Origin of the sequence: Hydrocarboniphaga daqingensis, assembly GCF_900129825.1 — a bacterium.
Classification (GTDB): Bacteria; Pseudomonadota; Gammaproteobacteria; order Nevskiales; family Nevskiaceae; genus Hydrocarboniphaga; species Hydrocarboniphaga daqingensis.
On record NZ_FQWZ01000004.1, the window covers coordinates 293,359 to 317,115 of the forward strand.

Consider the following 23,757-nt stretch of genomic DNA (forward strand, 5'->3'; position numbering starts at 1 on the left):
GGTGCGTGACGGCATACAGCGAAGCCCCAGCCTATACAAAAGCGAGGCGAAATAAAATGTAATCGAAGTGTATAGGTTTTGAATGGAAAGTAGGTGTAGGATGTGCAGCTCTTAAACCCGAAACCAGGAATCAAGGCGATGGATGACTTTGCGCCCCTCTCTGCTGGCACCGTTGACGACGAGTTCGAGCCGGCAGCCGGCATTTCGCTGAGCCGTGGCGAGCATCACCTCGCCCCGCTTTACCGTGACCTGCTGCGCGGCGTCGGCGAGGACGTCAACCGCGAAGGCTTGGTCGGCACGCCGCAGCGCGCCGCCAAAGCGTTCGAATTCCTGACCCAGGGCTACACGCAGGACATCCAGGCCCTGCTCAACGGCGCGGTGTTCGAGTCCGCCAACCGCGACATGGTCATCGTTCGCGACATCGAGTTCTACTCGCTTTGCGAGCACCACATCCTGCCGTTCTACGGCAAGGTGCACGTGGCCTATCTGCCGGCCGGCAAGGTGATCGGCTTGTCGAAGATCCCGCGCATCGTCGATGTCTTTGCGCGCCGCCTGCAGATTCAGGAGAACCTGACCGAGCAGGTTGCCCGCTGCGTGCAGGAAGTCACTGGCGCCAAGGGTGTGGCCGTCGTCGTCGAAGCCCGTCACATGTGCATGCTGATGCGCGGCGTCGAGAAGCAGAACAGCTCGATGGTCACCAACACGATGCTGGGCCAGTTCCGCGAGAACGAGAATGCGCGCATGCAGTTCCTGCGCTTTCTGCCGAACGTGATCTGAGCGGCTTCACCGCCGATAAAAAGCCGCTGGCGCGAGCCAGCGGCTTTTTTGTTGGGTAGGCGTCGGCCAGTGCCGCGCCCGGGCTCAGGCTGCTTTGGCAAACTCCAGGTTGCCGTCACGCACGGTGACCTCGACGTGGTCACCGTTGGCGAACTCGCCGTTCAGAATGTGTCGCGCGAGCGGGTTTTCGACCATGGTTTGAATCGCGCGCTTCAGAGGCCGCGCGCCATAGATCGGGTCGTAACCGGCCTCGGCAAGGCGGTCGAGCGAGTTGTCGCTGAACACCAACTCGATGCCGCGCTCGGCCAGCCGCTTGACCACATGCTGAGACTGCACGCGCGCGATCGACCGGATCTGCGCCGAGCCCAGCGGATGGAACACGACCGCTTCATCGATGCGGTTGATGAATTCGGGGCGGAAATGCTGGCCGACCACGGTCATCACCGCCTCGCGGATCGCCGCGTAGTCCTTGCTGCCGGACTCGGTGCTCATCATGTCCTGAATCAGTTGCGAGCCGAGATTGCTGGTCATCACGATCACGGCGTTGCGGAAGTCGACCGTGCGGCCCTGGCCGTCGGTCAGGCGTCCGTCGTCGAGCACCTGGAGCAGGATGTTGAACACCTCCGGGTGCGCCTTTTCGGTTTCGTCGAGCAGGATCACCGAGTAAGGCCGGCGCCGCACCGCTTCGGTCAGCTGGCCGCCTTCCTCATAGCCGACATAGCCCGGCGGCGCGCCGATCAAGCGTGCCACGCTGTGCCGCTCGCCGTATTCGCTCATGTCGATGCGCACCATCGACTCTTCCGTGTCGAACAAGAAATTCGCCAGCGCCTTGCACAACTCGGTCTTGCCGACACCGGTCGGGCCCAGAAACAGGAACGAGCCGATCGGACGGTTCGGGTCCGCCAGGCCAGCGCGCGAGCGACGGATCGCGTTGCTGACGGCGGTCACGGCCTCGTCCTGGCCGACGACGCGCTGGTGCAGCGCCTGCTCCATCCGTAGCAGCTTGTCGCGCTCGCCTTCGAGCAGCTTCGATACCGGGATGCCGGTCCAGCGCGACACGACTTCACCGATTTCTTCCTCGGTGACGCTGTTGCGCAGCAGTTTGAACTTCTGCTGCCGTGCCGGCTCGGCACTCGATGCAATACGCTTTTCCAGCTCGGGAATGCGGCCGTACTGCAACTCGGCCGCACGCGCCAGATCGCCGTTGCGACGCGAGGTGTCGGCTTCGAGCTTGAGTCGCTCCAGTTCTTCGCGCAGTCCGGCGGACCCGGTGACGCTGGCCTTTTCGGCTTTCCAGGTTTCTTCCAGGTCGCTGTATTCGCGCTCCTGGCGCGCGATCTCTTCTTCCAGAGCGGCCAGCGATCGGCGCGCGCCGTCGTCTTTTTCTTTCTTCAGCGCCTCGCGCTCGATCTTCAGCTGGATCAGCCGGCGGTACAGGCGGTCGAGCGCTTCGGGCTTGGAATCGATCTCGATGCGGATTCGCGACGCGGCTTCGTCGACCAAGTCGATTGCCTTGTCGGGCAGATTGCGGTCTGTGATGTAGCGATGGCTGAGCTTGGCAGCCGCGATCAGTGCGCCGTCGCTGATGTCGACGCCGTGATGGACTTCGTAGCGTTCCTTCAAGCCGCGCAGGATGGCGATGCTGTCTTCGACGCTGGGTTCGCCGACCAGCACCTTCTGGAAGCGCCGTTCCAGCGCTGCGTCTTTTTCGATGTATTTGCGATATTCATCGAGCGTGGTGGCGCCGATGCAATGCAGTTCGCCGCGCGCCAGTGCCGGCTTGAGCATGTTGCCGGCGTCCATCGCGCCATCGGCCTTGCCGGCACCGACCAGCGTATGTATCTCGTCGATGAACAGGATCACGTTACCTTCGGTCTTGGCCAGATCGCCGAGCACGCTCTTCAGGCGCTCCTCGAACTCGCCGCGGAACTTGGCACCGGCGATCAAGCTGCCCAGGTCCAGGCTCAGCAGGCGGCGGCCTTTCAGCGACTCGGGCACTTCGCCATTGATGATGCGCTGTGCCAAGCCTTCGACGATTGCGGTCTTGCCCACGCCGGGTTCGCCGATCAGCGTCGGATTGTTCTTGGTGCGTCGGCTCAGCACTTGGATCACGCGGCGAATTTCCTCGTCACGGCCGATCACCGGGTCGAGCTTGCCGTCGCGTGCACGCGCGGTCAGATCGATCGTGTACTTGTCGAGCGAGTTGCGGTTCTCTTCGGCGTTGGCCGAGTCGACGCGTTCGCCACCGCGCAGCTTGTCGATCGCGGCGGTTAGGCTGTCCTTGCGTGCGCCGGACTCGCGTAGCGCGCGGCCCAGCGCCAGCTTGTCGTCGAGTGCGGCCAGCAGAAACAGCTCGCTGGCGATGAAAGGGTCTTTGCGTTGCTGCGCCAGCTTGTCGGTCAGATTCAGCAGTCGCGCCAGTTCAGGCCCGACGGTGATCTCGCCGGTGGCTTGGCTCAGCGTCGGCAGCGCGTCGATCGCCAAGGCGATGCGGCGGCGCAGCGCCGGCACGTCGACACCGGCCGTCTGCAGCAAGGCCGCCGTTCCGGAATCGTCCTGATCGAGCAGCGCCGCCATCAGATGCAGCGGTTCGATCGCGGTATGATCCCGGCCGACGGCCAGGCTCTGTGCGTCCTGCAAGGCTTGCTGGAAGCGGTTGGTCAGCTTGTCCATGCGCATGAGCACGGTCCTCGTGAATGTTTCAAGTTGCACTGTATGTGGGCGCGGCGAGGGGCCTTTCAAGCCGAGCGTCAAGCCGCGTGCAGCCTGAGGCGCGTCCGTATACTGCGTGTTGACCCCGATCAATCCATGGCATAAGCCGAGGACGCCTTCGACGATGAGCCTGCCGCTGCCGATCACCGATGCCACCGTCGCCGCGCTGGTTGCCGACTCGGCCGCGTTCAAGCAGCGCATGCTCGCCGACCGCGCGTTGTTGTCGGCGACCGCGACCGTGGCGCAGGTCTGCGTCGATGCCTACCGCGCCGGCAACAAGCTGCTGATCGCCGGCAACGGCGGAAGCGCGGCCGATGCCCAGCATTTCTCGGCCGAACTCGTCGCCCGCTTCGAGTTCGACCGGCCGGGCTTGCCGGCGATCGCATTGACCACCGACACCTCGGCGCTGACCGCGATCGGCAACGACTACGGCTACGAGCGGCTGTTTTCGCGACAGGTCGAAGCCTTGGCGCGTCCCGGCGACGTGTTCGTCGGTTTGAGCACCTCGGGCAACTCGCGCAACGTGCTCAAGGCGATGGAGCAAGCGCGCAGCCAGGGCGTGATCTGCGTTGCGCTGTGCGGGCAGGGTGGTCGCATCCACGAACTGGCCGATCACGTGCTGGCGATGCCGTCGACGCACACGCCGCGGATCCAGGAAGGGCACGGCCTGATCGTGCACATCTTGTGCGCGATGATCGAGTCGGCATTGTTTGCCGCCGAGCACCAGCCGGAACCGACCGCCTGAGCCCGGTCATTCGCTGCTGCCACGCCATGCGGCGCACTCCATGATGGCGCAGTTGCGGGATCGACTGCGCCTGAATCCCAAGCTGATCGGTGGCATCGGCCTGCTGTTGCTGGCGATGTTCGCGTTTGCCCAGAACATCTGGCGGACGACGGCGACCGAAGCCTACGTCAATGCGGCGCTGGCCACCGTGGCGTCACCGATCCCGGGTCGAGTGGCCGTGGCCTTGCCGGCGCTCGGTAGCCGTGTTCCAGCCGGATACGAACTGCGCGTCGAAGACGATCGTGCCGATCAGGCTCCGAGCGTCGACATCGACAACAAGCTCGCCGAAACCGAAGCGGATCTCGCCAACGCGGAGTTGAAGATCGACGCGCTGGATCGGTCGCAGCGCGAGTTCCGTCGTTACGCCCAGGATTTCGGCCGCGCCAAAACCGGCTTTCTGGATCAGCGCATCGCGCAAGCCCAGGCCTTGGCCGAAGCGCGCCGCGCCGCGCTCGATCAGGCCACCGACGATCTGACACGGCTGCAGCAACTGCCGGAGCGTGCGCTGGCGGTGCGCGACATGATCATCGCGCAGACTCGGGTAACGGCGGCGCGCAATGACCTCGCCGCACAGCAGGCCGAGGTGCAGAGCCTGATCATCTCGCGCGAGGCGCTGGGCAAGGGCGTGCAGATCAGCGACGGTCTGCCCGACCGCACGTACTCGGATCAGCGTGCCCAGGAACTGGCGCTGCTGCTGGCGACCGAGAAGGCGCGCCGGCAAAGCCTGACGGCCTTGCGCGACACGCTGCGTGCGAGTCAGCGATCCAGTCGTGATGCCTTGCAGCGAAAGCGCGACGCGCGCATCACGGTGTCCGACGGCGTGGTCTGGCGGCGCACGCCGGACAACAGCTTCATCGCAGCGGGCGGCGCGCTGGGCGCCGTGGCGCTGTGTTCCGAAGTCGTTCTGACCGCGACGCTGACCCGTCGCGACTTCCAGCGCGTGTTCGTCGGTCAAGCCGTCGACGCCAGTGTCCGCATCGAGACCGGCGAGCGGATCGAACTCAGCGGCAAGGTGATCACGCTGACCGGCCCGACGATTGAAAATGTGCAAGGCATGGCGATCCCATTCGGCCGTGCTTCGAGTGCCGACGGCTACGGTGTCGTCGTGCGGCCCGATCAAGCCGCGCGGCTCGGCTGCCGGATCGGCGCGCAAGCCAAGCTCGATTTCCGTCGCGGCGGTCCTCGCAACCAGGGCGGCTGATCGTGGACGTGATCAGCGTGCTGGCACCGGTGATCTTCGTCATCGGTCTGCTGCTGACCTTGTTCGGCTTGCGTCAATCGCGTTGGGTGCCGCGCATCCGTGACGAGAACCGCAAGCTGCGGCCGTGGATCTTCGGCCTGCTGGCCGTGTTGCTGGCCCGCTACCTGATCTGGCGGCTGACCCAGACCCTGCCTCCGTTCGAATGGTCGTTCGTCGGTCTTTGGCCCTATCTGTTTCTGTTGTTCGAACTCGCCAGCGTAGCGATGACCTTGATCACCTACGTCACGCTATCGCGCCACACCAACCGCACGCCCGAAGTCGAGCGAGGCCTGCCGCTGCTGAAGGCGCGACCCGCGTACAAGGTGGCCTTGCTGATACCGACCTACAACGAGCCGCTGGTCGTGCTCGAGCGGACGATCCTCGGCGCCTTGGTGCAGGACTATCCCGATGTGCAGGTTTGGGTCCTGGACGACGGCAAACGCGACTGGTTGCGCGACTACTGCGCTGCTGCCGGTGTCTCCTATGCCACGCGCGTCGGCAATGCCGGCGCCAAAGCCGGCAACATGAACGCGGGTCTGGCGTCGATTCGTGCGACCGGGTTTGAGCCGGATTTTTTGGGCGTGCTCGACGCTGATTTCGTCGCCACGCCGGGCTTCATCCGCCGCTGTCTGGCGCTGCATCTGCTCAACGATAATGCCGGCATCGTCCAGACGCCGCAGCACTTCTTCAATCCCGACCCGATCCAGATGAATCTGGCGCTGTCGGGCATGGCGCCGGATGAGCAGCGCTTCTTTTTCGACGAGTTGCTGCCGGGCCGAGACGGTTGGGGCACCGCGTTCTGCTGCGGTACTTCGTCGGTGATCCGCACGGCGGCAGTCGATGCGATCGGTGGCTTTCCGATGGACAGCGTCACCGAAGACATGTTGATGTCGATGCGGATGCGCGAGGCCGGCTACGAGACGCTGTATCTCAACGAGCCTCTGACGACCGGCCTGGCGCCCGAGGGCTTGGGCGAATACATCGTCCAGCGGCACCGCTGGTGCTTGGGCCTGATGCAGATCATTCGCGATCATTACAACCCGTTGTCGCGCCGGCATCGTCTGCGCTTGATGGACCGCGTGCATCTGCTCGACACGTTCATGTACTGGGCGCTGTCGTTCCCAACGCGCTACCTGTTCATGGCGGCGCCGGTGTTCTACTGGCTGACCGGCCTGCTGGTGATCCAGGCGGATATGCCGAGCATGATGGTCTATCTGCTGCCTTGGCTTGTGCTGCACATGACGGCCATGACCTGGATCACCCGTGGGTCGCTGCAGCCGGTGCTCAACGACGTCACCCAGTTGCTGATTGCGCCGGCCGCGATCCACGCCACATTTACCGGTCTGTTATCGAACAAGAAGCATAAGTTCGCGGTGACGCCGAAAGGATTGACCGGCACCGAAATCACGATCGACTGGCGCGCGCTGACGCCGGTGCTGATCTTCCTGGCGCTGAATCTGCTGGGCCTGGTGCTGGCGCTGATGCCGCAGGTGCAGCCTGAGCTCGACTCGGCGCCGCGACTGGTCAACCTGTTCTGGATCGTCGTCAACGTGTTGGTGCTGAGCATGACCGCCGCGGCTTGCGTCGAACTGCCGCGGCAGCGGACGCAAGAGCGTTTCGATTCCGGCGATCAGCGTGCGCATTTGGTGCTGGGCTCCTCGTCCTTGCCGGTGGCAGTGCGCGACCTGTCGTTGGGCGGCTGCAGCCTGGCGCTGGACATCGCGCTACCCGACAGCGGCAGTAGTACGGCGCCCGTTACGCTGCGGTTTGCTGCGCATGAGAGCTACCGTGTGCTGCGCGTCCGCGCCGGCGTCGTCGACGGCCGCAGCGTGCTTGGCTGTCGCTTTGTCGATCTCGACCTGGACCAGCAGCAGAATCTGGTCCGGCGTATTTATGGGGCCGGCGACGGACGTCTGCGGCACGACAACGACACGCTCGGGCTGCTCGGCACGATGTTCCGCCGCCTGTTCAAACCGTCGGCGGACTGATCTCGTCCACGCGACCTGGCGGTGCGCCGCGCGGCGGCGCTTCAAATCAGCTGGCTGACCGTGTACGACGGCAGGTGCAGCGAGGCAGCCAGTTGCAGCGCGGCACGCAGCTTGGTCGGGCGGATCACGTAATCCTCGTCGGATTCGGCGATGCGATGCGCGAACAGCGACAGCACCAGGCCCTGCGACTGCGCCTTGCGCATCGTTGCGTGCAGGAACCCATCATTGGCGTATGCATTGTCCAGGCCGAGTGCATGGTGTAGCGGCTCGCCGCTGCCGATACGGTGGTAGATCGTCCGCAGCCGGTGCGGCGGCAGGTAGCGACGCCGGTAGCCGATGCTGCGCAAGTGCGAGAAGTGCTGCAGCACGGCAGCGTCATACTCGCCGCTGCGGTGCCCGTACGGAAACGCATAGCTGCCGGCCTGCAGTCCGACTTCACGCAGCGCACGTGCCGCCGGAATCACTTCCTGCGCGAGATACTCGTCGATGCGGGCGGGGTCGGCGTTGTAGTGCCGGGTCACGCTGCGATGTCGATAGCCATGCGAGCCCAGCTCGTGGCCGTCGCGCGCCAACTGCAACAGTAGGTCACGCTCGGCCGAATGCATTCGGTCCAGGCCGCGGACAAAAAACGTTGCCTTGACGCCGAACTCGTCGAGCAGGCTGCGGTATTGCCACCAGCTGTCGACGTGGTCGTCGTCGAAGCTCAAGCAGATGCCGGGCCGATGCGGAGCACCGGGAATTGGGGACCCTTCCCATGTGGGGTCCTGAAGCTGATCTGACACGCGGTAAATCCATTAGCGCGCTGCGAAGTGAACGCTTGTGCAGTCTAATCGGCGAACGCCATCCGTGCCGCAGTGCGGCCGTCGCAGTTGCTAGCGGGTGGCGGCAGCCGTCAACGTGTTCTGCATCAACATCGAGACCGTCATCGGTCCGACGCCGCCGGGGACCGGCGTGATCCAGGCGGCGCGCTCGCGCGCCACGTCGAACTCGACATCGCCACACAAGCTGCCGTTGTCGAGGCGATTGATGCCGATGTCGATCACGGTGGCGCCCGGTGCGATCCAGTGGCCGCGGATGAAACCAGGCTTGCCGACGGCCGCGACGACGATTTCGGCGCGGGCGACTTCGTCGGCCAGATCGCGCGTGAAGCGGTGACAGATCGTCGCCGTCGCGCCTGCCAGTAGCAGTTCGAGCGCCATCGGGCGTCCGACGTGGTTGCTGGCACCGACGACAACGGCGCGGCGGCCGTAGAACGACTCGCCGCTGCGCTTGAGCATCTCGATGACGCCATAAGGCGTGCACGGGCGCAGCACCGGCAGCCGCTGTGCCAGGCGCCCCAGGTTGTAAGGATGAAAGCCGTCGACGTCCTTGTCGGGCCGGATGCGCTCGATCACGGTGGTGGTGTCGATCTGCGCCGGCAGCGGCAGCTGCACCAGAATGCCGTCGATGTCCGGGTCGGCGTTGAGGCGGTCGATCTCGGCCAGCAACTGCTGCTGGCTGATGTCGGCGCCGAACTGCAGCGGCACCGAGCGGATGCCGGTGCGGACGCAGGCATTGCGCTTGTTGCGCACGTAGACGTGGGAGGCGGGATCGTCACCGACCAGCAGCGTCGCCAGAGCCGGCGCGCGATGGCCAGCAGCGACGCGGGCCTCGACCTTGGCCGCGATCTCGCTCTGCAGGGATTCGGCGATCGACTTGCCGTCGATGAGTTGGGCGCTCATTGAACCTCGGGCAGTGCGATGCAGGGAGTGAACAAGCGATCAAAATGAAAAAAGCCGGCAGAGCCGGCTCATCATGGCAAAGCAAGTGGTGGGTTGCCAGGGACTCGAACCCCGAACCTACTGATTAAGAGTCAGCTGCTCTACCATTGAGCTAGCAACCCCTTGCTTGATGCCCCTCGACCTCGATTGGGGTGACCGACGGGGCTCGAACCCGCGACAACCAGAATCACAATCTGGGACTCTACCAACTGAGCTACGGCCACCGTTGAGGGCGCGCATCATAGCCAAAACATCGCGGATGGGAAAGGTTTTTTTGCGTTCTGCCCAAATCGGCTCGATGCGGCCCGCAGCAGCGAGCCGGAGCCGGGCCGATAACCGCGCCGGCAACCAGCCCCCGACTCCGCTCGATGACCGGGCTACTGCCGGATCTGGCTGATCTGCAGCACCGGTTGCGCATTCGTGAAGTTGGGCAGATCGCCCATGATTTCCGCGGCATGCGGGCCGAATGCGCCCTGGAACGCCTCGACCGAGTCGAAGTACATATGCGCCGCGGCCATGAACGGTGCCGGCGCGCCGGGTGCGCCGCCGGCCAGGCCTTGGTCGATCTCGGCCTTCTTCATCGCCGCACCGAGGCGCTGACCGACCAGCGGGATGTGCGTGGCGAGGTAGTAATCCATGTCGAACCGGCTACTGGCGCCGGCCGGGTAGAGCACGCTGACTTTGATCATTGGTTTTCTCCGTCGTTGGGGGGCTGTAACGGCAAGCACGACAGCCTGCGCGTCAGTGGCGGCCCGCGTCACCACCCGAGCGGTCGATGTACGGCACTTGGACGTCTCCCAGCCCGGCGCGCATCGCCGCCTGCTGCTCGGCGGGTAGCGCGAGCAAGTCGGCTCGCCGGTAAGGCCGATCGGAGCAGCGCTGGTCGTAGTCGGCTTTCAGCGCGTTCAAGGCATCAATCTGCGCCACCAGGGTCGCCAGCCGGGCATTGAGCGCCTTGGCGCGCTGCTGGTTATCGAGGCGCCGCTGATGCAGGTCGAGGCCGGCCTTGAGGTTGTCGCGCTCGATGCGCGCGTCCTCGGCGTCCAACTCCGCCGTGCGGCGGTTGATCGCATCGCGCTCCCGTTCGATGGCCTCGCTCTGCGCGGTCAGCGCCGGTGAATCCTGTCGAAGCTGGCTGACCTGGCGCGCACACTGTTGGAGCTGGGATGCGGCCAGTGCGTCGGCCGCTTTGGCCGCTTCCGGCATCAAGCCAGCCGCAGCGCCCGACAACAGCATGGCGGCCCTCATCGTGGCGGCCTTGTAGATGGTCATCATGTCCTCCGCTGATCCGGCCGTCACCCGGCCCGCAGCGGACTCTATTTGCGTTTCAGCGCATCGGCCAGTGCCGACCCCAGCGAGCCCACGACCGGCGCGGCGGGTTTGGCCGGCGGGCGCGTGCCGCGGCGCTCGGGCGCGCGGCCGGCGTCGCCGCGCGAGGCGACAACGCCGGCCGTGCTGCCGTCGTCCTTCTTCATCGACAACGCGATCCGCTGGCGCTTGATGTCGACGTCGACGACGCGAACCTTGACGATCTGGCCGGCCTTGACGACCTCGTGCGGGTCTTTGACGAAGCGGTCGGCCAGCTGCGACACGTGCACCAAGCCGTCCTGATGCACGCCGATGTCGACGAAGGCGCCGAACGCGGCGACGTTGGTCACCGTACCTTCGAGCACCATGCCGGGTTTCAGGTCGGCCACTTCGTTGACGCCTTCGGCAAAGCTCGCGGTGCGGAACTCCGGGCGCGGATCGCGGCCCGGCTTTTCGAGCTCACCGAGGATGTCGCGCACGGTCGGCAAGCCGAAGCGCTCATCGACGAACCGGCGAGGGTCGAGCTGTTTGAGTGCGGCACCGTCGCCCATCAGGCTGCGCAGGTCGCGGCCGCAAGCCTGGACGATGCGCCGCGCCACCTCGTAAGCCTCGGGATGGACCGACGAGGCATCAAGCGGCTCGGCGCCGTCGCGAATCCGCAGAAAGCCGGCGCACTGTTCGAACGTCTTCGGACCCAGTCGCGACACGTCGAGCAACTGCTTGCGTGTCAGGAAGCGGCCGTGTTGATCGCGGTACGCAACGATCGATTCGGCCAGCGTCTGACCCAGGCCCGACACGCGCGCCAGCAGCGAGGCCGATGCGGTATTCAAGTCGACACCGACCGCATTGACCGCGTCCTCGACGACCGCATCGAGTGAGCGCGCCAGCCGGTACTGATCGACGTCGTGCTGGTACTGCCCGACGCCGATCGACTTGGGCGTGATCTTCACCAGCTCCGCAAGCGGGTCCTGAAGGCGGCGCGCAATCGACACGGCGCCGCGCAGCGTCACGTCCAGCGTGGGGAATTCCGTCGCCGCGACTTCGGACGCCGAATACACCGATGCGCCTGCTTCGCTGACGACGACGCTGCGCGGCCGCGGCTCGGGCAGCAAGGGCAGCAAGTCGGCGACGAGCTTTTCGGTCTCGCGGCTGGCGGTGCCATTGCCGATCGCGATCAGCTCGATCCGATGCTGCTTGATCAGCCGCGCCAGTTCGGCTTGCGCGCCGCGCACGTCATTGCGCGGCTGGAATGGATAGATCACCGCCGTATCGATCAGCTTGCCAGTGGCATCGACGGCGGCGACTTTGACGCCCGTGCGGATGCCCGGATCCAGACCCAGCGTCGGTCGCGTGCCGGCCGGCGCCGCCAGCAGCAGGTCCTTCAAGTTGCGGGCGAACACGTCGATCGCCTCGCTCTCGGCGCGCTGACGCAGTTCCATCATCAGGTCGACCGACAAATTGGTGTGCAGCTTGACGCGCCAGGTCCAGCGCACGACATCGAGCAGCCACGCATCGGCCGGACCGCCGTTGGCGCGGATCGACAGTGTCTCGGCAATCATCTGCTCGACCGGCTTGATCGGCGACGGATCGTCGGCGTCGATCTCCAGATCCAGCATCAGCACGTCTTCATTGCGGCCACGCATCATCGCCAGCGCACGGTGACCGGCGACCTTGGCCCAGGGCTCGGCGTGGTCGAAGTAGTCCGAAAACTTCGCGCCGGCTTCTTTTTTGTCGTCGAACACGCGCGAGCGCAGCATGCCGCGTTCGCGCAGGTGCTGGCGCAAGCGGCCGAGCAGCGCTGCATCTTCGGTGAAGCGCTCCATCAGGATGTCACGCGCGCCCTCGAGTGCGGCCTTGGCATCGGCAACCTCGCCGACGACGAACGCGGCGGCCGCTTCGACCGGCACCTGCTGACGGTCAGCCAGCAGCAAATCGGCCAGCGGCTCCAGGCCGCGCTCACGGGCGATCTCGCCGCGCGTGCGCCGCTTGGGCTTGTACGGCAGATACAGGTCTTCGACTTCGGCTTTGGTCGTGGCCGCGAGCAGCTTGGCTTCGAGCTCGTCGGTGAGTTTGTTCTGGCTGCGGATCGACTCGATGACCGCGTCGCGACGGTCCTCCAACTCGCGCAGATACGCGAGGCGCTCTTCGAGTTTGCGCAGCTGCGTATCGTCGAGGCCACCGGTGGCTTCCTTGCGATACCGCGAGATGAACGGGACCGTCGCGCCTTCGTCGAGCAAGTCGACGGCAGCTTCCACTTGTCGCGGCTGCGCGCCGATCTCGTCGGCGATCGACTTGATGATGTTCAGGCGGGTGCGTTCAGCGTGTGCAGCAGCGTTCATGCGAACCAGCGGTCGAGGCGAGGGCGGCGACGATAGCCTGCGCCCGACGCAGCGCCAAGGCTGGTTCTACGCGCCGCAAGCTGCTAGGCGCTACGCCAGCTGCCGCTGGGTCGCCGCCGCGTAACGGCAGCGTTTACTTGAACAGCTGGAAGTTCAGTTCCAGATAGACGAAGTCACTGTCTGGTGCCGGTCCGGTGTTGCGCGTGAACTCGCCCGGAAAAAAGTGCGTGTAGCCGCCTATGATTTCGAGATACGGGCTGCTGCGCCAACGCACCCGCGTGTCGGCTTCGTGGCCGATGAAGTCGCCGCTCTGCCCGGTGCGATCGCGGCGCGAGGCCACCGACCAGGAATCGGTGTCCGATTCGAGGAAGAACGCGCTGTAGCCAGCTTCCCACTGCAGGTCGCGGCTGGGCCGGGTTTCGACACGCAGCTTGGGCGTGATGATGTTTTCCCAGATGTGATAGTCGTTGGCGGACCACGGCCGACCGAAGCCGAACAGCCGGTTGAAGCGGTTGTTCTCGTCGTCATTGGGATCGCGATCGCCGCTGGCATAGCCGATCGATGCGCTATAACGCGGCTTCCACGGCCGCGTATCGGTGTAGCCGACTTCGACGACGCCGGCGTGCGCTTGCGTGTCCAGCGCGGCACTGTGGCCTGCCTGCACGGCAAAAGTGGCGTCGTAGTCGAAGCCTGATGTAAACACGCCGTAGCCACGGACGCCGTAGGTGTACACGTCGCGATCCAGCGGCGTGCTGCCGTTGCGATGCTCCTCGAGCAGCATCGCGAACGGCTGCAGCGTTACTACTTGCTGCCAGCCTGAGTACGAACCGATGGCCGCGTAGAACCAGCGGCCCTTGTCGTCGTTGTCGGGCTCATCCGCGTCGAGCAGTACCGGCTTGACCGCGAGCAGATCGAGCCAGCCGATGCCGTTGTGTGAGCCGAAAACCGCGCGAAAGCCTTCGAAGTTATTGGTCGTGTTGCGCCACGGGTTGCGGCTGATCAGGCGCCGATCGAGATACTCGAAAGCCAGGCGTCCGACCTGCAGCCGCACGGGCTCACCCGAGCCGAGCCAGTCACGACCGTACAGCTCGGCATAGGCCTGCAGAATGTCGAGCTTGTCGATGTCGCGCGTCGTATTCGGGGCATCACTGTTGACGATGCGCGCATCCTGAAGCTCTACGCCCAATCTCAGCGGATCGATGATCCGGTCGACGCCGACGAACAACCGCGAGCGCAGCAGCAGCGGTTGGTCGCTGTCGGTGCCATTGCGGTAGTCATGGTGGCGCAGCTCGAAGCGCGCCCGGTAATCGGCGCCGACCTGCAGCCAGTCCAGATCGCTCAGCGATTCATACCCGGTTTCGGATGCGCGGCGCACATAGCGCGGCGGCTCGGATTCGTTGCGGGTGCCGTAGCCGCGCGATTCGATCGGTTTGAAGGGGGCGGCCGTCGCATCGTCGGCACTATGGGCGGAGCCGATGACGCCAGCGGCGAGAACGATCGCGATCACTCGATTTCGAGTCGATCGGGCAGTACGGTTCAAAACGGTCTCCAGAATGGGCGGGTGAGTGGGCCCGTCGTTAAAGCATAACGACCCAAGGATCGTCCTCCCAAATAACCAACCGGCATAAGCTGAGAAGCGGCGGGGCCATGACAAAGGGCCCCGCAGGGCCCTTTGTGGTGACGCCACGCGACGGATCGTTCTAGAACGAGGCGCGCAGCGTGATGCCGAACGTGCGGGGGTCGCCCGGCTGGCCGACGAACAGGCCCGATCCGCCCGGTGCCGCCGACAGCAGTTCGTAGTAGTCCTTGTCGGTCAGGTTGCGGACCCAGAAGAACGCATCCCAGCTTTCGTTGCCGCGGAAGCCGAGTCGGGCGTTGTACAGCGTGTAACCTGGCACGTCGAGGAACTCCGAGGGCGTGGCGCTCGACGAAAAGTCCGAGCGGGAGCTGACGTCGAGCGCGCTGAAGTACTGGCCTTCGCGACCAAGCAGCTTGCCGTTGAACTTGAACTCGCCACCGACCGAACCGGCCCACTTGGAGATGCCGGGCAGGCGCTCGCCGGAGATGTCGACCACCTGCGGGCCGCCGGTCAGTTCCAGCGGCGGCGGCGCGTCCTTGAACGACACGTACTCGCCGTCGGTGTAGGCACCGGCCGCGTACAGGCTGAAGTACTCATTGATGCGCGCATTGCCGTCGAACTCGACACCGCGGACCCGCACCTTGTCGGCATTGGCCAGATAGCCGCGCAGCACGCCGACGCTGGCGTTGACGACCTGCGCCTGGAAGTCCTTGATCTCGGTGTTGAACACCGCGAAGTTGGCGGTCACGCCCGGCAGCGGCTGGGTCTTGATGCCGACTTCGAAGTGCTGCACGTCTTCAGGGTCAACCGTCGCCGCTTCGGTTGCCGGCTGGCCGGCAGCATTGTTCGGCACACCGGCGGTGTTCAAGCCGACCGACTTGAAGCTCTTGGCGTAAGTGGCATACGTGTTGACGCTGTCGTTGAGCTGATAAGCCAACGTGATCTGGCCGGACAGGTTGGTGTCGTCAACATCAGCCTGGTAGGCCTGCGGCGCTAGGATCGAGCGCTGCAAGCGGATCAGGTCGGGGTCGTCGGTCTGCAGGCCACCGTAGATTTCGTTCCGATAGTCGACGTCCTTCTGGTCGTAGTTGTAGCGCAATCCCGGCAGCACGCGCAGCTTGTCGGTGATCGACCATTCCAGCTGGCCGAAGATCGCCGCGCTTTCGGTGGCCGACTCAATGAAGGAGCGCTGGCCGTAGCCGTCGAGCAAGCCCGGCGTCTGCGCATCTTCCGACGGCGCCAGCAGGAAGCGCGCGGCGGCCGAGCCTTGCTCCTGGGTCTGCACCGGGTCCGAGTCGATGGTCTGACGGAAGCCGTAAACGCCGACGACGTAGTTCAGGTTGTCGCGGATGTCGCCGGCCAGACGGATTTCCTGCGACAGCTGGCGCTGTGCGGAGGTTGCGGCCGACTTGGTGGTGATCGGCAGGCCGATGAAGTCACGGTCGTTCGACGGATCCCAATCCCAATAGCGCCAGGCGCTGATCGAGGTCAGCGTGCCGATGCTGGTGTTCCAGTTGGCGGTCAGCGACACGCCGCCCAGGTCTTGGTACGAGCGCGATGGCGAATCGATATCGGTCAAGCGATCGAAGGCATTGAAGCTCGGCGGCGTGTAGTTCAAATCGGCGGCGATCTGCGCGTACTGCCGATTCGCAGCGCGTCGCGTCGGTGCAACGCCCGCGACGACCTGCGTGTAGCCTTCCGGACGTTGACGCGTCAGGTCGGCAGCCAGGGTCACGTCGACGTTTTCGTTGACGTTGTAGAGCAGTTGGCCGCGGACGCCAAGGTTGTTCAGATCATTGACGTCGTCTTCGGTGGCGACGTTGTAGATCACGCCGTCACGCTGTGTGCCGGCGAATGACAGACGCGCCGCGATCTTGTCGGTGATGGGCCCGGTGATCGAGGTCTTGGCCTGGATGAAACCGAGGTTGCCGTAGGTCAGCTCGACATCACTGCCCGGCGTGAAGCTCGGCTTCTTGGTGGTGACGTTGACCGCGCCAGCCGTTGTGTTCTTGCCGTACAGCGTGCCCTGCGGGCCGCGCAGGATTTCAATCTGAGAGACGTCGATGAAGTCCAGCGTCGCGGCGGCAGGGCGCGCAAAGTAGACACCGTCGATGTACAGACCCACGCCCTGTTCGATGCCGTCGTTGGTCAAGCCGAACGGCGCACCCAAGCCGCGGATATTGATCGCCGAGTTGCGTGGGTTGGTCGAATAGAACTGCACCGTCGGCACCAGTTCCTTCAACCGATTGACGTTGAATGAGCCCGTGTCGGCCAGCAGGTCACCGTCGACGACCGATACCGGGATCGGCACTTCCTGCAGCTTTTCTTCGCGACGACGAGCGGTGACGACGATTTCGTCGATGTTGCGTGATGCAACTGCCGCGCTTCCATCGGTCGAAGCCTGTGCGACTTCGGTGTTTGTAGCCGGCGTCGTCGGCGCTGCCGCTTCTGCCGATCCTTCGGCTTGCGCGTGCACCCAACCCGGCGCCGCCCACAGTGACAGCAGCGCAAGCGACCACGCCGTGCGCAATGGCGCACGGCCCTTTATCTGATTCATTGAGTTCCCCGTTGATGTAGATGCTGCTCGGTGGAGGCTCGTCGGTTACGACGCCTTCACTCGATGGAGGGAAGTCTAGAAATCTAAAAAGCCGTGCGAAAAGAACTTGTGCCTCTATTCAAATAGACAGAAGCCGGGGTCGATTCGATCGCTACAAGACATATGAATCAATCGACGAACCGGAATAAGCTCATGCTATTTCGTGCGAGGCCAACCGTGTTCGACGAGCGCGACGCCTTGCAGGTCGCGCTCGCCGCAACGGGATCAGATATCGCTGATCGTCAGATAGACCAACGTCTGATTGACCAGCTGATATGCGATCTCGCCGAAGGTCACCGGGCCTGTCAGCGTACCGGTCTTCTTTCCTTCCAACTCGGAATATAGATAGTTCAGGATGCAATTGCAGCAGAACTCGGGCTGCGTCAGTTGCGTTGGAATCTGCGACATGAAGCGCGCGACATAGTTGTCGATCGGCCGTGCCATTCGATACTCGACGCCACGAAATACCGGTGCATACAGCGTGACCTTGCCGTGGTCGGCCTCGACCGACTGGAAGCTCACGTTGATCATTTCGCCGTTATAGTCGGCCACCAGTGGAAGCCGCGTGTCGGCCTGAGTTTGCACCAAGTATTCCGCGAAGTTGTGCGGCTCGCCATTGACGAGACATTGCTCGACGAAAAAGCCGTCATGATCGAATTGCAGTCGATCGCCGTCGCCCTGTTCCATGCAGTTGACGATACCGACCGATGCCAGCTTGTTGTCAGGCAGCGTTGCATGCAGCACCACTGCGGCTTGGCTTGATGACTCGCCTGTGGTTCCGTCGAAGACGCGCGGCAGTACTTTTCCCAGATCATTCAGATCAACGCCGGCGATCCAGCCGACGATGTTCTTCATGAACAAGCCGCTGTATCCCGGTGCATCTTCGGCGTAGCGCACGTGGGCCGGACTGGTGGCAGGAATGATCACCAAGCTGTAGCCATTGCCGGGCGAGTCGGCCGCGATGCCGGCGAGTGCGTCGGCAGCGTACCAGCGGATCTGCGTCGCGCTGACGGCGGTGCTTTGTTCTTGGACGAAGATCAGATCGCGGCTGTGCTTGCCGCCGTTGGAATCCATGAAGTACGGGCTGCTGCCGCCGATCCAATTGCCGCGTGGCAGGGCTGCGAGCAGGGCTTCGTCCCCGGCCAGGAACAGGGTCGCACCTGCATTGATGCGGCGGGCGACGTCTTCGGGTTTCATCAACATATCGGTGCTCCAGGGTCCGTTCTAGCGGAAGTGGCGGTTCAGGTCCTCGGCATACAAGGCCGAGTACTTGACGAAGAAGCTGTGGGCTTCATCAATGCAGGCGCGAAGTGCTTCGGGCGAGGTGTCGAGCTTGAGCTTGCGACTGCACTGGCTGAGCATCATGTTGCCCGCGAAGACTTTGAACTGCGGCTTGAGCTCGCCCTTGACCAAGGCCGCCCAGCTTGGATGGGATTTGCTGGGAATCATGTTGAGATCGTCTCGTCTGATTGAGTGGAATCGGATTGCCTTCGTGGCGGTTCGATGGCCACCGATCAGCGGTGCCCGCTTCGATATCGGCCAGGCCCTGTCGAACTGAAGGTAATCGGCAACGAGCGGTTGTCGCCGGGTGACAGGCGTGGTTCAGGCGCGTTGATTAGTCTGGGTTTCACTCTGTAGCCAGCAAGGAAGCCCGCCATGAGTACGCCGACCCGCAGCAACCCGCCGCCCGCGACTGAATTACTGATTGACGATCATCGTCGCGTCGACGCCTTGTTCGATGCATTCGACGAAGCCGATCACGCCGACGAGCAAGCCGAAATCGTGACGCGGATCTGTCGCGAACTGACGGTCCATGCCGAGCTGGAAGAAAAGCTGCTGTACCCAGCGTCCCGCGACATGCTGCGCGGCGACGATCAGGACTTGGTCGACGAAGCGTTCGTCGAACACGCGAGCCTAAAGGGCCTGATGATGCGGCTCGACGGCATGAAGCCGAGCGATGCGTTGTTCAAGGCTTACGTGACGGTGCTGAAGGAATATGTCCAGCACCACGTCAAGGAGGAAGAAAAAGAATACTTCCCGAAACTGCGCGGCAGCGACCTTGACTTGCGCGCCGTGGGTGCCCGAATGCTGACCCTCAAGCAGGAGTTGACGTCAGCGCTGAGCAAGCTACCGGTAACGCGCGGCAAGGTCACCGCCAAACTGCTGCCCGGACCGCCGCTGGAGCAGCGAGCGGCGGCCTGAACGCCGCTCGCGCCCGACGTCTCAGTCGAAGCGGCCGCACAGCGTCGGCGCGGCGGCTTGAGATTGGCTGTCGAACATCGTGAAGGCTTCGCTGAGCACGCGGCCGTCGAAGCCCTTGCCGTCCGGAAAGTCGCCGGTCTTGATGTTGAGCCCCAGCAACCAGGCCACGGTCGGCGCGATGTCGATGTTCTCGGCCTGTTCGGGCAAGTGGTCGAACGGGCCGGGGTTGGGCTGCGACGCGGCAATGACTTGGTTCTTCTTGACCCAGGGCGAGCCGCCGCTGATCAGCATCGTGTTGTGAAACGTCGCTGGATGCCCGTGGTTGCCGGGGATCGGATTGCCCAGCGCATTGGGCTCGCTGAACTTGAAGCCTTCCTTGGACACGAGCACCAAGTCCCCCAGATTCGGATGCTGTGACTGCAGCGACGCCGGCATCTTGCCGGCCGGATCGGCGCCATCGTCGACGGTGTACCACGCACCATCGATTTGATCCGCGTTGGCAGGCCGCGACGCGCCGGCGCACAGTGCAGCGCAGTCCTGCGAACCGGTCAGGCAGGCGCGGGCGACACGCAGCGAGGCTTGGCGCTGCGCCAGCGGCAGACTGCGATCCAGCACGTACAAGCTGTCACTACCGCCGTTTTGCACGGCGCGCATCGGAGCGAAACACGCGCCGAGCGCGTCGAGCGTCGGTTGCGTGGTGATGCCATTGGTCAGCGGGTTCAGTGCCACGTCCATGCCGTGATCGCTGGCGATGATCATCACCGTGTTCTGCCAGCGGCCTTGATCTTCGAGCGCCTGACGCAAGCGACCGATCTGCGCGTCGGCGCCTGCAAGTCCGGCCAGACGGCCGATGTTGCCGAACGCATGCGCCAGGCGATCGACGTCGCCCAGATTGATGAACAGAAGGTCAGCCTCCGGCAACTGCACCAGCGCCTGCTGACCGGTCGGCGGGTCTGGCGTGTACTCGAAGCCGGGTCCGACGTAGGCCGGGCTCGTGGTCGGGTCCCACAGGTTGTCGGGCGCGACGTTGAACACGCGCTCATTGCGGTTGGGCCGGTTGGCGTTCGCGGCGTCGCCCTGAAAGATCTCGAACAGATACTTCTTCGACAGCGTCGCGCCCGTGCGGATCTGCGGGTTGATGCCCGTCCGGCGACACTGGCGGTCGACCCAGGTAAATAACGTGTTCGCGGTCAGCTCTTCCGGCAGCGACAAGTCGCGCTCGACCGGCTGCGGCGCGTCGTAGAAGTCCAGAAAGTTGTTGGTTGCGATGCCGCTGCGCTGTGGATACACGCCGGTCATCATCGCCACGTGATTCGGGATCGTTTCGGCCGAAAACACAGCCCGGCTTTCGGCGTAGAACGTTCCTTCGGTCTTGAGTTGCAGCAGGTTGGGGGTGGCCGCCGTGATTTCGTCCGGCATCAAGCTGTCAACGACGGCAACGACCACGGTCAGTCGGTTGGCGCCGAGCGCCGGGGGAGCCTGGGTTTTGGCATCGTCGCCGTTGCTGCAGGCGGCCAGAACCGCGGACAGAGACAGCAGCAGCGCCGCAGCGCGGGACAAAGGCGTCATGGTCGGAGTCATGCAGGATGAAGAAGTGAACCGTCGTCGCGGTGGACGGGGTACGGCGTGCCGTTCACCGAAGCGGGGCAAGGCGCAGTACAAACGCCGATTGCAGCAGCCGGATGTGACATGCAAAAGACAGCAGCGGTTGGCAAGCGCCGTTGCGGCGCCCGATGCAGCGGTCGAAAAGTGGTCGGGGTAGAGAGATTCGAACTCCCGACATCCTGCACCCAAAGCAGGCGCGCTACCAGACTGCGCTATACCCCGACACGATTCGAAGCCCGGCGTGGCCGGCGGCGGATTATCCGCGTCGCCGGCACGCCGGGTCAATCACGAGCGCGTTTGCGGACCGCTTACGGGACGATCTTGAGTTCGACGCGCCGGTTCAGCTCGCGACCCTCGTCGGTCTCGTTGTCGGCAACCGGCATCGTCTCGCCATAGCCCTGCGACGACATCCGGGCCGTATCGACGCCGCGGCCGACCAGGTACTGCACGACCGATTCGGCGCGCCGCTGCGACAACTTGACGTTGTAGTCGTCGGTGCCCTTAGCGTCGGTGTGGCCGCCGACTTCGACCTTGATGTCGGCTTTGGCGATCAGCGCGTCGGCGACGCCGTCGAGGATCACCTTGGCGTTGGGCGTCAGCCGTGCCTGGTTGAAGTCGAACGTCACGCCCTGCAGCACGATCGTGTCGCCGGCTGAGCAGCCTTCGAGCGTGATGGCCTGGCCGGGCTCCGGCTTCTGGCAGGCCGGCTTGGGCAGCGGGCAGCCGTCGGCATCAACGGCGGTGCCGGCTGGCGTGCCCGGGCAGCGGTCGAGGCTGTCGGCGACGCCATCGCCGTCCTCGTCGCCATCGGCCGGGGCGATTACCGGCACCACTTCGGCTTGCGTGTTGACCGCGCTGACTTCCGGCTGCGGTGCGGCGCCGAGCGGAATCAACACGCCGAGATTGACCACGGTGTCCTCGAAGCGCTTGGCGCCATTGGCGTCGTCGCGGTCGAAATCGTCATAGCGATACAGCGCTTCGATTCGCAGCGAGGTGCCGTTGTCGGCAATCGGAAACAGGTAGCCGAGGCCGGCGCTGTACAGCAGCGAGTCGTACTCGTCGTCGGCGGCGTTGGGCAGTTCCTTGGTGACGCCATACTGCACGCTGCCGATCGCATACAGCTGGCGCAGCGCCGGCAGCGGCGACAACAGCGCGGCCAGACCGCCGCCGAATGACTCCATCGTCTCGTCGCCACCGGGCACGTTGTCGCTATAGCGGTGATAGAAGCCGGTCGCTTCGATGGCCAACGTTGCCCCGAACTTCTTGCCCAGAGACAGCGTGCCGCCGTAACCGTCGTCGGTGTTGCGGCTGTTGTCGGCGAAGCCGTAGGACATCATCGGCGCCAGGTAAAAGCGACCCGCGATCGGATCGCTGGCCACGCTGCTGGCGGTGCTGGTGCTGCCATCCTCGCTGACCGAGCTGAAGCTCGGCGGCGGTGCATCGTCCTGCGCCTGGGCCGGCGCGATCAGTCCCAGTGCCAGCAGGCTGCCCAGCATCGAATTGCGTAGCATCGTGTTGCTCTCCCTTTTACGTCGAATTGATGTTGATTCGCAGCGATCTGGACCGAGGTGAGCGGCCGATCATCTGTCTTTATCGGCTTGTAGCACGCGACCGGTGGCGCTTCAACCACGCAAAGAGACGATCCCCTCGCAGGTGGCGGAGGCGCGCCGCTATACTGCGCGCCCTTCAAAGTGGCGCCCGGTTCAATGGAACCCCATCAGATCAAAAGTGAGATTACGGCCCTGCGAGCGCGCTTTACGGCGCTCCGGGGCTATCTTTGACTACGACGTCAAGCTGGACCGGCTGGTCGAGGTCAACGCCGAGTTGGAAAGTGCCGACGTCTGGAACAAGCCGGCCTACGCGCAGGAGCTAGGCCGCGAGCGCGCCAAGCTCGCCGATGTGATCGAGCCGATCGACAAGGTCACGCGCGGCCTGGCAGACGCCGAGGAACTGCTCGAGCTTGCCGAAATGGAGAACGACGCCAGCTTGTATGCCGGCGTCGAACGCGACGTGCTCAGCTACGTCGCGATTGCCGAACAGATGGAGTTCCGGCGCATGTTCTCTGGCGAGCAGGACGGGAGTAACGCCTATCTCGACGTACAGGCCGGCTCCGGCGGTACCGAGGCGCAGGACTGGGCCGAGATGCTGCTGCGCATGTACATGCGCTGGGCCGAAGGCAAGGGCTTCAAGGTCGAGTTGCTGGAGCGCTCCGACGGCGAAGTGGCGGGCATCAAGGGCGCCAGCATCAGCGTCGAAGGTCCGTATGCCTACGGCTGGCTGCGCACCGAGACCGGCGTCCATCGCCTGGTGCGCAAGTCGCCGTTCGACTCGGGCAATCGTCGTCACACCAGCTTCGCTGGCGTGTTCGTGTCGCCCGAAGTCGACGACAACATCCAGATCGACATCAATCCGGCCGACCTCGAAGTGGATACGTTCCGCAGCTCCGGTGCCGGTGGCCAGCACGTCAACAAGACCGAGTCGGCGATCCGGATCAAGCACGTGCCCAGCGGCATCGTCGTCGCCTGCCAGACGCAGCGCAGCCAGCACGCCAACCGCGACAAGGCGATGAAGATGCTGCGCGCCAAGCTCTACGAGCAGGAACTGCAGAAGCGCAACGCGGCCGCGCAGAAGGTCGAGGATGCCAAGGCCGATATCGAGTGGGGCAGCCAGATCCGGTCCTACGTGCTCGACCAGTCGCGGATCAAGGACCTGCGCACCGGCGTGGAAATCGCCGACACGCAGAAGGTGCTCGACGGCCATCTCGATCCGTACATCGAAGCGAGCTTGAAGCAGGGCCTCTGATGTGGAACCCCTCTCCCACCGGGAGAGGGGCAGGGGTGAGGGCCTCTGAGATACGAGCAGGGTTT

The 23,757-nt window shown here is 64.3% G+C and carries 18 protein-coding genes and 3 tRNA genes; 6 read left to right on the forward strand and 15 right to left on the reverse strand.

From position 1 onward, the window contains the following. Window positions 1–138 precede the first annotated feature (138 nt). Window positions 139–777 (forward strand): GTP cyclohydrolase I FolE, encoded by a 639-nt coding sequence (folE, locus tag BUB09_RS09880; protein ID WP_084083325.1) that lies wholly within the window; start codon window positions 139–141, stop codon window positions 775–777. Window positions 778–861: 84 nt separating this feature from the next. On the opposite strand, the gene clpB is transcribed toward folE, so the two are convergent. After that, window positions 862–3,456 carry an ATP-dependent chaperone ClpB gene (clpB, locus tag BUB09_RS09885; protein ID WP_072897142.1) on the reverse strand — a complete coding sequence of 865 codons (2,595 nt, stop codon included), beginning with the start codon at window positions 3,454–3,456 and terminating at the stop codon, window positions 862–864. 157 nt (window positions 3,457–3,613) lie between these two features. Here clpB and BUB09_RS09890 point away from each other — a divergent pair, with 157 nt between their 5' ends. Genes BUB09_RS09890 through BUB09_RS09900 form a run of 3 tightly spaced genes read left to right on the forward strand, consistent with a single transcriptional unit; the run spans window position 3,614 to window position 7,501 of the window. Next, window positions 3,614–4,234: a D-sedoheptulose 7-phosphate isomerase gene (locus tag BUB09_RS09890; RefSeq protein ID WP_072897144.1), complete on the forward strand. Its 621-nt coding sequence runs from the start codon at window positions 3,614–3,616 to the stop codon at window positions 4,232–4,234. 40 nt (window positions 4,235–4,274) lie between these two features. After that, entirely contained in the window at window positions 4,275–5,474 is a 1,200-nt protein-coding gene (locus BUB09_RS09895) for an HlyD family secretion protein (protein ID WP_072897146.1), read from the forward strand. Window positions 5,475–5,476: 2 nt separating this feature from the next. Next, window positions 5,477–7,501, forward strand: a complete 2,025-nt coding sequence (locus tag BUB09_RS09900) for a glycosyltransferase (protein WP_072897147.1) — start codon at window positions 5,477–5,479, stop codon at window positions 7,499–7,501. Window positions 7,502–7,542: 41 nt separating this feature from the next. Here BUB09_RS09900 and BUB09_RS09905 read toward each other — a convergent pair whose 3' ends face one another. From BUB09_RS09905 to BUB09_RS09955, 11 genes are all read right to left on the reverse strand, one after another. Beyond that, window positions 7,543–8,283 carry a polysaccharide deacetylase family protein gene (locus tag BUB09_RS09905; RefSeq protein WP_072897149.1) on the reverse strand — a complete coding sequence of 247 codons (741 nt, stop codon included), beginning with the start codon at window positions 8,281–8,283 and terminating at the stop codon, window positions 7,543–7,545. A gap of 90 nt (window positions 8,284–8,373) precedes the next feature. Continuing rightward, a complete protein-coding gene (gene folD, locus BUB09_RS09910; RefSeq protein ID WP_072897150.1) occupies window positions 8,374–9,222 on the reverse strand; it encodes a bifunctional methylenetetrahydrofolate dehydrogenase/methenyltetrahydrofolate cyclohydrolase FolD in 849 nt (282 codons plus the stop codon). A gap of 86 nt (window positions 9,223–9,308) precedes the next feature. Continuing rightward, window positions 9,309–9,383, reverse strand: a tRNA-Lys gene (locus tag BUB09_RS09915). Between the two features lie 26 nt (window positions 9,384–9,409). Beyond that, window positions 9,410–9,485: transfer RNA gene (locus BUB09_RS09920), tRNA-His, on the reverse strand. 153 nt (window positions 9,486–9,638) lie between these two features. Further along, the gene (locus BUB09_RS09925; protein ID WP_072897152.1) at window positions 9,639–9,950 is read right to left on the reverse strand and encodes an EthD family reductase; all 312 of its coding nucleotides are present in this window, start codon (window positions 9,948–9,950) and stop codon (window positions 9,639–9,641) included. Window positions 9,951–10,002: 52 nt separating this feature from the next. Next, a complete protein-coding gene (locus BUB09_RS09930; protein ID WP_139250232.1) occupies window positions 10,003–10,533 on the reverse strand; it encodes a hypothetical protein in 531 nt (176 codons plus the stop codon). A gap of 44 nt (window positions 10,534–10,577) precedes the next feature. Further along, window positions 10,578–12,908 carry a Tex family protein gene (locus tag BUB09_RS09935; RefSeq protein WP_072897156.1) on the reverse strand — a complete coding sequence of 777 codons (2,331 nt, stop codon included), beginning with the start codon at window positions 12,906–12,908 and terminating at the stop codon, window positions 10,578–10,580. A 133-nt stretch (window positions 12,909–13,041) separates the two neighbouring features. Next, window positions 13,042–14,415: an alginate export family protein gene (locus BUB09_RS09940; RefSeq protein WP_175550164.1), complete on the reverse strand. Its 1,374-nt coding sequence runs from the start codon at window positions 14,413–14,415 to the stop codon at window positions 13,042–13,044. Window positions 14,416–14,608: 193 nt separating this feature from the next. Next, window positions 14,609–17,044 (reverse strand): TonB-dependent receptor, encoded by a 2,436-nt coding sequence (locus BUB09_RS09945; RefSeq protein ID WP_072897160.1) that lies wholly within the window; start codon window positions 17,042–17,044, stop codon window positions 14,609–14,611. Between the two features lie 264 nt (window positions 17,045–17,308). Beyond that, window positions 17,309–18,286: a DUF6976 family protein gene (locus tag BUB09_RS09950; protein ID WP_072897162.1), complete on the reverse strand. Its 978-nt coding sequence runs from the start codon at window positions 18,284–18,286 to the stop codon at window positions 17,309–17,311. A 21-nt stretch (window positions 18,287–18,307) separates the two neighbouring features. Further along, complete coding sequence (locus BUB09_RS09955; protein WP_072897164.1) at window positions 18,308–18,532, reverse strand: hypothetical protein; 225 nt, start codon at window positions 18,530–18,532, stop codon at window positions 18,308–18,310. A gap of 207 nt (window positions 18,533–18,739) precedes the next feature. Between BUB09_RS09955 and BUB09_RS09960 the strand changes: the two genes are divergently transcribed. After that, window positions 18,740–19,285, forward strand: a complete 546-nt coding sequence (locus BUB09_RS09960) for a hemerythrin domain-containing protein (RefSeq protein ID WP_072897166.1) — start codon at window positions 18,740–18,742, stop codon at window positions 19,283–19,285. A 21-nt stretch (window positions 19,286–19,306) separates the two neighbouring features. Here BUB09_RS09960 and BUB09_RS09965 read toward each other — a convergent pair whose 3' ends face one another. The 3 genes from BUB09_RS09965 to BUB09_RS09975 form a co-directional block, all read right to left on the reverse strand. Continuing rightward, the gene (locus BUB09_RS09965) at window positions 19,307–20,854 is read right to left on the reverse strand and encodes an alkaline phosphatase family protein (RefSeq protein WP_072897168.1); all 1,548 of its coding nucleotides are present in this window, start codon (window positions 20,852–20,854) and stop codon (window positions 19,307–19,309) included. A gap of 181 nt (window positions 20,855–21,035) precedes the next feature. Beyond that, window positions 21,036–21,112, reverse strand: a tRNA-Pro gene (locus tag BUB09_RS09970). An 86-nt stretch (window positions 21,113–21,198) separates the two neighbouring features. Further along, window positions 21,199–22,401: an OmpA family protein gene (locus BUB09_RS09975; protein WP_072897170.1), complete on the reverse strand. Its 1,203-nt coding sequence runs from the start codon at window positions 22,399–22,401 to the stop codon at window positions 21,199–21,201. A gap of 195 nt (window positions 22,402–22,596) precedes the next feature. Between BUB09_RS09975 and prfB the strand changes: the two genes are divergently transcribed. Next, window positions 22,597–23,692 (forward strand): peptide chain release factor 2 gene (gene prfB / locus BUB09_RS09980; protein ID WP_217650281.1). Its coding sequence is split into 2 segments (ribosomal slippage): window positions 22,597–22,668 and window positions 22,670–23,692, totalling 1,095 coding nucleotides; the frame shifts between segments, so codons are not numbered across the junction. The last annotated feature ends 65 nt before the right edge of the window (window positions 23,693–23,757 follow it).

Bases quoted from the DNA above. Each gene is read 5' to 3' on its own strand.
- folE (WP_084083325.1), top strand. From the start codon at position 139: ATGGATGACTTTGCGCCCCTCTCTGCTGGCACCGTTGACGACGAGTTC.
- clpB (WP_072897142.1), bottom strand. From the start codon at position 3,456: ATGCGCATGGACAAGCTGACCAACCGCTTCCAGCAAGCCTTGCAGGAC.
- BUB09_RS09890 (WP_072897144.1), top strand. From the start codon at position 3,614: ATGAGCCTGCCGCTGCCGATCACCGATGCCACCGTCGCCGCGCTGGTT.
- BUB09_RS09895 (WP_072897146.1), top strand. From the start codon at position 4,275: ATGATGGCGCAGTTGCGGGATCGACTGCGCCTGAATCCCAAGCTGATC.
- folD (WP_072897150.1), bottom strand. From the start codon at position 9,222: ATGAGCGCCCAACTCATCGACGGCAAGTCGATCGCCGAATCCCTGCAG.
- BUB09_RS09925 (WP_072897152.1), bottom strand. From the start codon at position 9,950: ATGATCAAAGTCAGCGTGCTCTACCCGGCCGGCGCCAGTAGCCGGTTC.
- BUB09_RS09930 (WP_139250232.1), bottom strand. From the start codon at position 10,533: ATGACCATCTACAAGGCCGCCACGATGAGGGCCGCCATGCTGTTGTCG.
- BUB09_RS09935 (WP_072897156.1), bottom strand. From the start codon at position 12,908: ATGAACGCTGCTGCACACGCTGAACGCACCCGCCTGAACATCATCAAG.
- BUB09_RS09945 (WP_072897160.1), bottom strand. From the start codon at position 17,044: ATGAATCAGATAAAGGGCCGTGCGCCATTGCGCACGGCGTGGTCGCTT.
- BUB09_RS09950 (WP_072897162.1), bottom strand. From the start codon at position 18,286: ATGTTGATGAAACCCGAAGACGTCGCCCGCCGCATCAATGCAGGTGCG.
- BUB09_RS09955 (WP_072897164.1), bottom strand. From the start codon at position 18,532: ATGATTCCCAGCAAATCCCATCCAAGCTGGGCGGCCTTGGTCAAGGGC.
- BUB09_RS09960 (WP_072897166.1), top strand. From the start codon at position 18,740: ATGAGTACGCCGACCCGCAGCAACCCGCCGCCCGCGACTGAATTACTG.
- BUB09_RS09965 (WP_072897168.1), bottom strand. From the start codon at position 20,854: ATGACGCCTTTGTCCCGCGCTGCGGCGCTGCTGCTGTCTCTGTCCGCG.
- BUB09_RS09975 (WP_072897170.1), bottom strand. From the start codon at position 22,401: ATGCTACGCAATTCGATGCTGGGCAGCCTGCTGGCACTGGGACTGATC.